Origin of the sequence: Cohnella laeviribosi DSM 21336 (genome assembly GCF_000378425.1) — a bacterium.
In the GTDB taxonomy this organism is placed as follows: Bacteria; Bacillota; Bacilli; order Paenibacillales; family Paenibacillaceae; genus Cohnella; species Cohnella laeviribosi.
This window is the reverse complement of record NZ_KB899870.1, coordinates 1-11,884: the sequence shown is the minus strand read 5'-3', so window position 1 is coordinate 11,884 and position 11,884 is coordinate 1. Positions and strand designations below refer to the sequence as shown.

11 protein-coding genes are annotated in these 11,884 nt (G+C 58.1%); 1 reads left to right on the top strand and 10 read right to left on the bottom strand.

The annotated features are described in order from the left end of the window. Window positions 1–363: 363 nt before the first annotated feature. The 7 genes from F560_RS0121165 to F560_RS0121135 all read right to left on the bottom strand — a co-directional run bounded on the left by F560_RS0121165 (window position 364) and on the right by F560_RS0121135 (window position 7,147). Window positions 364–1,479, bottom strand: a complete 1,116-nt coding sequence (locus tag F560_RS0121165; protein WP_019007734.1) for an ABC transporter substrate-binding protein — start codon at window positions 1,477–1,479, stop codon at window positions 364–366. 5 nt (window positions 1,480–1,484) lie between these two features. Continuing rightward, window positions 1,485–2,288, bottom strand: a complete 804-nt coding sequence (locus tag F560_RS0121160; protein ID WP_019007733.1) for an ABC transporter ATP-binding protein — start codon at window positions 2,286–2,288, stop codon at window positions 1,485–1,487. Window positions 2,289–2,316: 28 nt separating this feature from the next. Beyond that, window positions 2,317–3,132 (bottom strand): ABC transporter permease, encoded by an 816-nt coding sequence (locus F560_RS0121155; RefSeq protein ID WP_019007732.1) that lies wholly within the window; start codon window positions 3,130–3,132, stop codon window positions 2,317–2,319. Between the two features lie 132 nt (window positions 3,133–3,264). Then, entirely contained in the window at window positions 3,265–5,013 is a 1,749-nt protein-coding gene (locus F560_RS0121150) for an alpha-glycosidase (protein ID WP_019007731.1), read from the bottom strand. A gap of 190 nt (window positions 5,014–5,203) precedes the next feature. Then, window positions 5,204–5,899 carry a hypothetical protein gene (locus F560_RS0121145; protein ID WP_019007730.1) on the bottom strand — a complete coding sequence of 232 codons (696 nt, stop codon included), beginning with the start codon at window positions 5,897–5,899 and terminating at the stop codon, window positions 5,204–5,206. A 1-nt stretch (window position 5,900) separates the two neighbouring features. Then, entirely contained in the window at window positions 5,901–6,773 is an 873-nt protein-coding gene (locus F560_RS0121140) for an ATP-binding cassette domain-containing protein (protein WP_026298457.1), read from the bottom strand. After that, window positions 6,770–7,147, bottom strand: coding sequence for a GntR family transcriptional regulator (locus F560_RS0121135; protein ID WP_019007728.1), 378 nt, complete (start codon window positions 7,145–7,147; stop codon window positions 6,770–6,772). The genes F560_RS0121140 and F560_RS0121135 overlap by 4 nt, the downstream gene beginning before the upstream one ends. A gap of 196 nt (window positions 7,148–7,343) precedes the next feature. Here F560_RS0121135 and F560_RS0121130 point away from each other — a divergent pair, with 196 nt between their 5' ends. Continuing rightward, window positions 7,344–8,429, top strand: coding sequence for a DUF3048 domain-containing protein (locus F560_RS0121130; RefSeq protein WP_019007727.1), 1,086 nt, complete (start codon window positions 7,344–7,346; stop codon window positions 8,427–8,429). Between the two features lie 120 nt (window positions 8,430–8,549). On the opposite strand, the gene F560_RS0121125 is transcribed toward F560_RS0121130, so the two are convergent. The 3 genes from F560_RS0121125 to F560_RS0121115 are packed head-to-tail and all read right to left on the bottom strand — an operon-like array spanning window position 8,550 to window position 11,356. After that, on the bottom strand, window positions 8,550–9,584 hold the full coding sequence (locus F560_RS0121125) for a glycoside hydrolase family 88/105 protein (RefSeq protein ID WP_026298456.1): 1,035 nt from the start codon (window positions 9,582–9,584) through the stop codon (window positions 8,550–8,552). Window positions 9,585–9,609: 25 nt separating this feature from the next. Next, on the bottom strand, window positions 9,610–10,455 hold the full coding sequence (locus F560_RS0121120) for a carbohydrate ABC transporter permease (RefSeq protein ID WP_019007725.1): 846 nt from the start codon (window positions 10,453–10,455) through the stop codon (window positions 9,610–9,612). A 1-nt stretch (window position 10,456) separates the two neighbouring features. Next, complete coding sequence (locus F560_RS0121115; RefSeq protein WP_019007724.1) at window positions 10,457–11,356, bottom strand: carbohydrate ABC transporter permease; 900 nt, start codon at window positions 11,354–11,356, stop codon at window positions 10,457–10,459. Window positions 11,357–11,884: the final 528 nt, after the last annotated feature.

The window sequence follows — 11,884 nt, the reverse complement described above, 5'->3', positions numbered from 1 at the left end:
AAGAAGTCCGCCCAGTACCCTACATCGCGTCGAGTCGCGATGCTCGGCCGTCAAGAAGTCCACCCAGTACCCTACATTGCCCCGAGCCGCGGTGCACAGCCGCTAAGAAGTCCGCCCAGTACCCTACTTTGCCCCGAGCCGCGGTGCATAGCCGCCAAGAAGTCCGCCCAGTACCCTACATCGCGTCGAGTCGCGATGCTCAGCGGTCAAGAAGCCCCGGGCCGCAATGTGCAGCGGTCATGCTGTTCGGCGCTTACAACCATCCCCCGCACAACATCCCCCGGACAAATCCCCCACACAACCAGCACCGCCAACCGCCGCATGCAACAAAGGCGCCCGCCGTGGCGGACGCCTTTGCAAGGCTCACTTGTACTCTCCCAAAATCTTCACCGCTTCATCCGTCAGCGACGTGTCGATGGCTTTGCTTAAGTCGACTTCTCCGGCGAGCGCGCCGTTGCTTTTGTACCATTCATACTGCGACTTGATGTCGTCGATGAACATTTGTCCGTTCGGATTGAGGCCGGTGACGTTGACTTTTTTCCAAATCTCCTTGTCTTTGAGGGCGGTGTACTTGGTCATGATGGTGATGATTTCGTCCAGGTTGCCGGTCCCCTTCACGAAGGCGTCGTTGTAATCCCGCAACGCCTTGATGTAGGCCAGCATGAAGCGGAGGGAGACGTCGCGGTTTTCCACGAACTTCGGCGAGCCGAGCACCATTGCGATTTGCGCTTCGGGGGCGAAGTCGGTCGCGTCTTTGAATTTGACGTGAATGCCCTCCGCCGTGCCTTTGGCGATAAGGGGCTCGATGTTCAGCGCCGCGTCGATCGTGTTGTTGCTCATGGCGGCCAGCATGTTGGCGAAGTCGGAGATGAGCACGAATTCCACGTCGTCGCGCTTCATGCCGTTTGCGGCCAGCATCTGCGAGAAAATGTAGTCGTCCACCGCGTTTTCCGCCGAAACGGCGATCCGTTTGCCCTTCAGATCGGGGTAGTCCTTGATCGTCCCTTCCAAGTCTTTGTCGATGACGAAGGTGAAGTAGGACGCGCCTTTGTTGTTGTGGCCTTTGTCGGCGATCATCCGGACGTCGATGCCTTGCGCGATCGAGTTGAAAAACGACGCCGTCGATATGCCGCCGGCAACGTCGATTTGGCCGGCCGCCAGAGCGGGAAGCATGTCGTCGCTGTTGGAGAACGAGGTGAACTCCACTTCAATGTTGTAGTCCGCAAAATACCCTTTGGCGTCCGCAATGTAGAAGCCGGCTCCGGACGCGGCGCCGTCCTCGGCGATGAGGACTTTGGTTTTATCCTTGAGCGGCTCGAGGTCTCCGGACGGCGCGGTCTCCCCGGAAGCGGGGGAGGGCGAGGCAGCCGGCGTCGGCGAGGCTTCGCCGGCGCCGTTTCCGCCGTTTTTGCCGCACCCGACCAGAATGGCCGCAAGCAGCACGAACATGGCCAGGAGGGCAGACAAGCTTTTTTCCATCCCAATCATCCTTTGCACGGTTTAAATTCACTCCTTGCCCCCTGCACTTCCCGCTGGAGATGATTCCAGATCTCTACGAAAAGCTGCGCCATTCCGGGATCGGAGCGGATTTGCTCCACGGAACGGGGGCGCGGCAGGTCGATCCGTTTCTCGGCGACGATCCGGCCGGGGTGGGCGCTCATCAGCACGATCCTATCGCTCACCAGAATCGCCTCGTCGATGCTGTGGGTAATAAACACCACGGTCTTGCGGTGCTCCTCCCAAATTCTTAGCAGCTCTTCCTGCAAAATGAATTTGTTCTGTTCGTCGAGCGCGGCGAACGGTTCATCCATCAGCAGCAGCTCCGGATCGTTGGCGAACGCCCGGGCGATGCTGACCCGCTGTTTCATGCCGCCGGACAGTTCTTTCGGGTACAGCTTCGCGAACGGGGTAAGTCCCGTCTTCTCCAGGTAGTAGTGGGTTCGCTCCTTGACGAGCTTCGCCGGCAGCTTCCGCAAGTTCAGCCCGAAGGCGACGTTCTGCTCGACGGTCATCCAGGGAATGACGCCGTTTTCCTGGAAAATCATCGACTGCAGCGGCTTCTGCTCATCCGTTCTCCGCACGTCGAAATGTCCCGCGCTCGGCTTCTCCAGTCCGGCGAGAATGCGGAGCAGCGTGGTTTTGCCGCAGCCGCTCGGACCCAGCAGCGTGACGAATTCGCCGTCTCGAATGCGAAGCGTAATGTCCTGCAGGGCGAGGATGGATTGTTTCTTTTTGTAGAAAACTTTCGCGATCCCCTCAATGGCGATTTTGGCTTCGGGCGCATGCACGTGGACGGTCCCCTTTCTTCTGTAGATCTTACTGCCAGGGCACGAGCCTGTTCTTTAACCACCGCAGCAGGAGCGAGAACATGTATCCGAAAAAGGAAATGAGGATAAGGCCCACGTACATCGGCTCGAACAGGAACAGCTTATACGACGACCAGATCAAGTACCCGATTCCTTCGCGGGCGCCGATCATTTCCGCGGCGACAATCGTCAGCAGGGCGATCGCCTGGCCCATCTGGATGCCCTCCATCATGACGGGAAGCGCCCCGGGCAGCGCGATTTTGAAGAAAAAGGCTTTGGGCGAAGCGCCGTAGTTTTTGGCGACGTCGATGTAGATGCGGTCGATATTGGCGACGCCTGCGGCCGTATTGATGACGACGGGAAAAAACACGCTCCCGGCGATCGTCACGATCTTGGACCCTTCCCCGATCCCGAACAGGATCACGATGATCGGCATGAGCGCCAGCGTCGGAATCGGCATGAGCGCCATCAAGAGCGGCGAAAAGAAAGCCTTCATCGGCCGGTACATGCCCATCATCAGCCCCAGCATCACCGCCGGGACGGTGCCGAGCAGAAAGCCGGCTGCGATGCGCAGCAGACTGATCGATACGTGCGACAGCATTTCTCCGCTGGCGATCATGTCGAAGAAGGTTCCGACGATCGAAGTGGGGGCCGGGAAAAAACGGGAATCGATCAGCTCGGTCCGGGACAGCAGTTCCCACACAGCGAGCAAAAAGACAGGCGAGGCGCCGGTCAGCGTCTGTTGGACGATCCGGGCCCGCCGCTTGCTTTTCCATTCCCGGAGGGCGCTTTCTTCGTCGTGCGGTCTTGCGAAACCGTCCTTCATGTTGCTCACCACCTTTCTTTGCATCGTATGCACATACGCCCAGAGAAGTGAGTGACTTGTTCATGGAAACAAAAATGACGCATCGCCGCAGCGATGCGTCAGATATGGAGCGTGATTCGGGGACGGGGCTCTTTACTTTGAGACTTGCCGCCAAACGGCGTAGCCGAAGGCCGGCAGCTTCGCTTTCAACCGGCCGCCCTCGAGCGGCACGGTCTTGCCGTCAAACGCGTCCGCCCAGCTTCCTTCCGCGGGAACGGAGACGTCGGCCGATTCTTTGTCCGCGTTCATCGCGATGATAAACCGCTCGTCGTCCGCCGCGCGCCGCTCATATACGAGCACGCGGCTTCCGGGTTCCGCCTGAAGGAAGCGGATGTCCGCGCTCCGCAGCGCGGCGTGGTTTTTCCGCAGGCGGATGGCGTCGATGAAGAACTGAAGCAGCTCCTTGTTCTGCTTCTCCTCATCCCACACCATGCATTCGCGGCAGCCCGGATCGTCGCCGCCGGTCATGCCGACCTCGTCGCCGTAATAAATGCAGGCGGTGCCGGGGTATGTCAGCTTGAACAGCGTCGCCAGCTTCATCCGGCCGACTTCGCCGCCGCATCTCGTCAGCAGGCGCGGGGTGTCGTGGCTGCCGAGCAGGTTAAACGCCGTCTCGGTCACCTGCTGCGGATACGCCGCAAGCTGCGAGCCGATCGCGTTCGCGAACTTGCGGGCGTCGATCTTCCCCGTGGCGAAGAAATCGAGCGCCGCGTTCGTGAACGGATAGTTCATGACCGCGTCGAATTGGTCGCCCTGCAGCCACATGATGGAATCGTGCCAGATTTCGCCCAGAATGTAGGCGTCCGGCTTGATGGACTTGACCGTATCGCGGAATTCGCGCCAGAACTTGTGGTCGACCTCGTTCGCCACGTCGAGCCGCCAGCCGTCGATGTCGACTTCCTCGATCCAGTAGCGGGCGACGTCGAGCAAATATTGCTTGACCTCGGGGTTCTCCGTGTTCAGCTTGGGCATGATCGGCTCGAAGGCGAACGTGTCGTACGTGGGAATGCCGTCCACGACCCGCAGCGGGAATTCGCGGACGTGGAACCAGTCGGCATACCGGGAAGCGGCCCCTTTTTCCAGCACGTCGACAAACGGCGGGAATTCGCGCCCCGAATGGTTGAACACGGCGTCGAGCAGCACCCGGATGCCGCGCTCGTGGCAGGCGGCGACGAGCTCTTTCAGCTTCTCGTTGGTGCCGAAGTGCGGATCGACCTTCAAGTAGTCTTTCGTGTCGTATTTGTGATTCGTCGTCGCTTCGAACAGCGGATTGAAATAAATGGCGTTTACCCCAAGGCGCGTCAGATGGTCCAGATGATCCAGCACGCCCTGCAAATCCCCGCCGAAGAAGTTCGTCGGCGTCGGCTTGCCGCCCCAGGGCAGCACGCCTTCCGGATCGTTGGAAGGATCGCCGTTGGCGAACCGTTCCGGGAAAATCTGATAGAACACCGCATCCTTCACCCATGCCGGAGGGGTGAACACATCGGCCGGGTTAATGAACGGAAAGTCGAACAGCTCCAGGCTGTTTTCCGGCGGGGTCGGGCGGAATTCCTTTTCCGTCAAATACAGCTCCTTGTCGCCTTGAACGAAATGAAAGCCGTAGCGCAGACGCCGGAAAGGGGGCTCCACCGCCGCTTCCCAGTAATCGAACAGCTCATCCGACGCAAACCGCCGCATCGGCGCAACGCGCCTCGTCCGCTCCCAGGCGTATTTGTCCCCGACGATGGCGTTGACCGCATCCATATCGCCGCGTTTCGTGCGAACGCGCAGATGGATCGTCTTCCCGTCGTAGGCGTAGGCCCAGTTCTGTTTGGGACGGTGATAAATCGCTTCGCGCAGCATGACCAGCACTCCTTCGCAAGATGGGAATTCGATAATCCGCGGGAACGGGGCAAACAAAAAAGGCACAACCCCGTTAAATACCCGCCGAGGTTGTACCTGTACCGGTAGCATTGCCTTTAAATTATCGCTTATTCTATTATATACGACACGGAAGCCATATGCCAATAGGTTCGGTCCGTTTTGCCCGCCGCTATTTCATCCGGATGACGATTCTTCTCGTGCACAGGCGAATGATCGCCAAAGCCAGGCCCAGCATCACGATCGTCCCCAGGTAAGAGATGTGCGGCGGAATGCCGGACGGGTCCAGCGGGAGCAGCCGCGACAGACGGCCTTGCAGCTCCGACTCCCAGAAGATATTGGCCGCCGCTACAATCAGGAGGGCAAGCGCGATAAAGCCGATCCCAAGCGGCCATCCGTTGCGGTAGAAGCCTACGCTGATCAGCCAGCCGGCGATGTAGTAGGTCAGAATATTGATCCCGAAAATCAGCAGGGCCGAAAGCCAGCTCTCGCGAACGTCCAGTAACGCCGATGCTTGCGAGGGCGTCTGAAAGAGGAGATACTGCAGCCCCGTTCCGATTCCCAGAATCGCCGCGAGCGTAGCGGCGTGCAGCACCGAAGCGATGGCCGAACCGGCGAAGCAGTCTCTGCGCGTGACTCCGTGCTTGACGTAAAAGGTTAAAAAAGACGAGGCCGAGCTGATCCCGATCACCAGCATATAGCCTTTGGCCGGGCGGTAGGCGAAATTCAGAAAGTCCGAATGCGCGGAACCGATGGCCAGCATGACCAGGTAGGCGAGCAGCACGAACACCATAAACCAGAACGACCATGCGAGTTGCAGGGCGAACAAATCGAACGCGACTTTGGGGATGTTGGATTTGGCTTTCATATCATTCTTCCTCGCTTGTCAAATGGATGAATAAATCTTGCAGGGACACCGGGCCGATGTCCAATTGCCGCTCTCTGGCCGCAAGCCGGGTTTCGTCCGCGATTTTGCCGTAGACCACGACGGATTTCGTATCGCCGAGCTGCTGCGCGTGAAGCTGTTTCATGCCTTTGACGAATTCGTCTACGGCCTTGGACGGCCCCGTAACCGACGCCCCCTTGCTGATCAAATCCTCGTAGTCTTCGTGAAGGACGAGCTTTCCTTTATGGAGGATGATGACTTCGTCAAACAGGTAGTCCATTTCGGACACGAGGTGCGTGGACAAAATCACGGTTCGGGGATGCCGGGCCTGATCGTCCAGCAATTCGCGGTAAAAGAGTTCCCGGGTCGGCGCATCCATGCCGAGATAAGCTTCGTCGAAAATCGTCACCGGCGAGCGGCTGGCAAGGCCGATCGTGACGTTCAGCGCGGACTGCATCCCGCGGGAAAGCTCATGGACCGGTTTGTTCATGGGCAGTTCGAACCGCTGCGCAAGCTCTTCGGCGTACCCGGAATCGAAATGCGGCCGATACCGCTTAGCGGCTTCGAGCATTCCTTGTACGTTTTCGGTTTCGCCGCGGAGGTCTTCCGCATAAACGAACGTAACGTGCGGCATGATCCTCGCGTTTTCGAAGGGATCCTCGCCGCCGATCCGGATCGATCCCGCCGTCGGTTCGCGAAAGGAAGCGAGCAGGGAGAGAAGCGAGGTTTTGCCGGCGCCGTTCCGTCCGACAAGCCCGCAAATTTTGCCGCTCTCCAGGCGAAAAGAGATGTTGTGCAGCGCTTCGAAAGCGCCGTGTTTCAAGGTTACTCCGTTTACTTCCACACCCAGCCTCATCCTTGATCACGTCCTTTTGCCTGCTTGATAAGGGAAACCATCTCGGATTCGGAAATGCCCAGTTTTTCCGCTTCCAGCACCATCGGCCGGACATATTCGTCTAGAAAAGCGGCCTTTCGTTTCTGGACAATCTTTTCTCTTGCTCCCTCCGCGACAAACATGCCTACCCCTCTTTTTTTGTAAAGAATTCCATCCTCGACTAGCAAATTGATCCCTTTGGACACGGTAATGTGATTGATCTTGTAGAAATGGACCAGCTGGTTGGTCGACGGCACTTGATCCTGCTCCTTCAACTGGCCGTTCACGATCTGATCCTCGATCCGGTCGCGGATCTGCAGAAAAATCGGCTTGCTGTTGTCAAATGCCGTGCTCATCGGAAGTTCACCGCCTTAATCGAACCCATCCCCTCTATACACATATAGTTATATAGTCATGTATATAACTTAGCCGAAAAAGGACCGTACGTCAAGCCCGGTTCCGAAAACAACAAAAACGCGGATTGGCTCTATCTTCCGATTATTTTTATGGTTTAATAGAAAAGGAAGAAAATTCCGCGACGGAGGAATCGAGATGAAAAGCAACATTGGGCGCAAGATGATGCGCATGGCGTTCGGAGCCGCGCTTGCGGCGGGGCTTGCGGTTTCGGCCGCATGCGGGGGAGGAGCGGGCGGCAAGCCGTCTGCGGCCGATACGTCCGCGCCGGCGCCGAATAGGACCGCCTCCGCTTCCACGGAAGCGTCCGGGACGCCAACCGCGGCATTTATCGCCCCTCTGACCGGGATGCCCGTCCAGGAGGAAGTGACGAAGCGTCCGCTCGCGGTCATGATCAACAACCTGAAGCCGGCCCGGCCCCAGTCCGGACTCTCGCAGGCGGATATCGTATGGGAGGTGCTGGCGGAGGGCGGCATTACGAGACTGGTGACGATTTTCCAAAGCTCGGCGTTCAGCGACCCGATCGGTCCGATTCGCAGCATTCGCCCTTATATGATCGACATCGGCGAATCGTACGGCGCCGTTCTTGTCCACGCGGGAGCCAGCAACGACGCGCTGGCGCTGCTGCAGCATTCGGGCAAAGCCGACCTGGACGAAATCAACAACGCGGGCGCGTATTTTTACCGGGACAAGTCCCGGAAAGCGCCGCACAATCTGTACTCTACGCAAGAGAAGCTCCGGGAAGGCGCGGTCAAGCTGGGGCACAGCGAAACGGCGAACGTGCCGCAGCTTCGGTTCAGTTCCGCGCCCGATCTGTCCGGAACCGAAGCGGCGACCGACGTTCAGGTGAAGTTCCAGCTCGACAGCTACAAAGTCGCCTATCATTACGATCCGGCCAAAGGACTGTACGTCCGTTCGATCAACGGCGAGCCCCATACCGATCTGAACAACGGAGAGCAGCTTACGGCGGCCAATCTCGTCATGATCTCGGCCAAGCACCGGGTGTACGACAACGCGGGACGGCTGGAAATCGATCTGAAAAGCGGGGGAGACGCGCTGCTGTTTCAACAAGGCCATGTCATCGCCTGCGAGTGGAAGCGGGAGAAGGGCGATATCGTCCGTCTCGTAAAAGACGGAGTCGAGCTGCCCTTCGTCCCCGGAACAACGTACTATCACGTCATTCCGAATTCGTCTCCGCTTGCGAAGCTAGTAACCTATCAATAAGGCGATGCGGATGCGGCTATGCGGCCATGCGGCCCGCGCCCGAGTTTTGCCTGGCCCTGCCCCAAGCGATAAAAAAACCGCGGCCCTGCCGTGCAGGCGCTCGCGGCTTGCTTGTTGCCGTCAATACGGATTGTTCTTCACGTTCAGCAGCTCGGACAGGAAGGCCAGCGCAAGCCCCTGGCCCCAGCCCTGGATGCGCTTGTCCGGCACGTTCCGGTAGCCGTCGGCGTCCTTCATGACGGCCGTGCCGGCGGACACGCCGGTGACGGTGCCGTCCTCGGTGATTTTGGAAAGAATGCCGCCGATCGACTTCTGGGTGTATTTGTTGTACAAGCGGCCCCGGGTCAGCAGCGCGCAGGCGATGCCGGCGGAGCCGGACGTTTCCAGCGGCGAGGCCGGGTCGTCGACGATCGTATGCCAAAGTCCGGTGTCCGGGTCCTGCAGCCGGACGAGCGCGCTGAGCTGGTCGCGCAGCGAGCCTTCGATCACCATGAAGGAAGGATGCGTGACCGGCACGATTTCGAGCGCGCGCGCCATCGTCAGCGCCGCCCACGCATTGCCGCGGGCCCAGTATATGCCGGACATATGGTTGCCCGCGATGTTGTCCCAGCCGTGGTAGTACAGGTTGGTGACCGGATCCTGCAGCACGTTTTCGTGCCCGTGGTATTGCCGCAGGCCGTCTTCGAAATACGCCTTGTCGTCCAGCAGCGCGCCGATGCGGAGCAGGAAATACCCGGCCATGAACATCGTATCGACCCAGGCCTGCTCGGGGAAGTTGTACGTTTCGGAATTGACGGTATGCTGGAGGATGCCGTCGCCGAACCGGGCCGCCTCATGCGCCAAAAACTCGGCCATGTTCTTGGCCGTTGCGATATACTTTTCCTCCTTGGTCGCTTCGTAAAGCGTAAGCAAGGAATGCCCGATCGATACGCCGTTGACCGACAGCTTGGGCAGTCCGTCCTCCATATTTTCGTCGACCCACGCTTTTACTTTTTCCAAATACGATTCATTGCCTGTCGCCTTGTAAGCCTCGCAAACGCCGTAAAACGCGACGCCTCCCGGCCAATCCCAACTGAAGTCCATGCGGAACGTGCGGCCGACCACCCGGTCGATGACTTGGCGGATGTGATTTTCGTCGAATACCAGTGCAGGCATGTTGTCGATTCCCTCCATATTTGAATTATCCTTTCAAACCGCTGGTGGCGATGCCTTCTACGATATACCGTTGGAAGAGAAAGAAAATGATGAATACCGGAACGAGCGACAGGCTGGACATGGCGAACATTCCGCCCCAGTTGTTAAGCGACTCGCCGTCCAGGAACAGCTTGAGCGCCAGCGATACCGGGTACAGCTCCGGCTTGTTCAAATACAGCAGCGGATGGTAGAAGTCTTCCCACGTCCAGTAGAAGGAGAAGATCGCCGCCGTCACGAGCGCGGGCAACGTCAGCGGCAGAATGACCCGGAAGAAAATGCCGTACTTGCTGCAGCCGTCGATTTTGGCCGCTTCGTCGAGGTCGACGGGAACGGTCCGGATAAACTGCATGATCAGAAAAATGAAAAACGGAATGCCGAAAAATTGCGGCACGATGATCGGTTTGAACGAGGACAGCCAGCCGAATTTCGAAAACATGATGTATTGCGGGATGATCGTGACGTCCCGGGGCAGCATCAGCGTCATCATCATGCAGGCGAACCAGAAGCCTCTGCCGAAAAATCGGATCCGGGAAAAGCCGTAGGCGACCAGAGCGGAGCTAATGACCGCGCCGATTGTCGATAGAATCGCGATGAAGAACGAGTTTTTGAAAAAGGTGTCGAACGAGTTGCCGGCAAATCCCGCCCAGCCGGTCGCGTAGTTTTTCCATTCGATGCGGCTGGGGATCAGGCTGTACGCGGTGGCGAAAATTTCGTCGTTCGGCTTGAGCGAGCTGGCGAACAGCCACAGAATCGGGTAGATCATCACCAGCGCGAGACCGCCGACGAGAAGGTGATAGACAAAGGGCTTCCAGCGTTTGCTCGTATGCGCCATATTAGCGGTCTCCTTTCGATTCGTAGTGAACCCAGAAACGGGAGGTCTGGAACAGAATCAGCGTCAGAATCCCGATCACGAAGAGCATGATCCAGGCCATGGCGGACGCGTAGCCCATTTCGTAAAATTCGAACGCGCGTTTGTACAGATACAGCGAGTAGAGCAGCGTCGTGTCGAGCGGTCCGCCTTCGCCGCGGGAGATGATGTAAGCGGGCGTAAAGGTCATGAAGGCGGAAATCGTCTGCATGATCAGGTTGAACAGAATGATCGGGCTGAGCAGCGGCAGCGTGATTTTGAAGAAGCGGCGGATGGAGCCGGCGCCGTCGACGCTGGCGGCTTCGTAATAGTCTTTGGGAATGTTTTTGAGACCGGCCAGGAAGATCAACATGGAAGAGCCGAACTGCCAGACCGACAGGGCGATCAGCGTCCAGAGCGACGTTTTCGGGTTGCCGATCCAGGACGCGTTCGATTCGATGCCCAGCAATCCGAGGGCGGAATTGACCAGCCCCTGGTCGCCGAACACCTGCGTCCAGAGAATCGAAACCGCGACGCTGCCGCCGATCAGGGAGGGCAGGTAGTAGGCCGAGCGGTACAGCCCGATGCCGGTTACCGCCTTGTTGAGAATCATGGCGACGAGCAGCGCGAACGCCAGTCGGAGCGGCACGCTGGCGACGACGTAATGCAGCGTCACTTTGACCGAGTTCCAGTACTTTTCGTCGTCCGTGAACATCTTTCTGAAATTGTCCAGGCCGACGAAGTCCGGGGCGGTCAACAGATTGAAGTTCGTAAACGAATAATAGAGGGAGGAGAGCATCGGGAACACGGTAAAAATAAGGAAGCCCAGTATAAACGGGGCGGAGAACAAATAGCCGACCACATGGTCGTTATGGCGCAGCTTCATACCTTCAACTCCCTTGTGCGATAGGTTTGGCAGGCGGATTTTTCCCGTGAAAACGCTCTTACGCTTATCTTCATTATGAAGGCCGGCGCGGGCGATCAGAAGGCAAAAAACCGTCCTTTTTGTTTAATTAGCCGACATGGTGGGAGGGGGAAGCGAACGCGATGCACGGGAGGGTGCAGAGGAGGGTGTACAGGAGGGTGCAGGCGCAGGGAAGATGGCAGGTAACGGACAGACAATCCGTTGATATGAACGAAACCTGTCAACCATTCTGTGGGCAGCCTTGTTTTTGGCGCACCTAAATAGAGCCTGTCAAGCGTTTTTCTTTACAGGCGACTCCATTTGCCCATACTTTCAAGGTCACCCGGCATTTTTGCCGGGCCTGCCTTACGGCGAGTAACGGGGTGCAGGGGGTTGTACTCCCTGCGTTTCCCCTTTAGGGGACGGAAGGGGGGATTCTTCCTTAGCTCAGAGGCAAAAGCAATACGTTGGTCGGCAAGCTGATATTCGTGGTTTCACACACATTTTTCA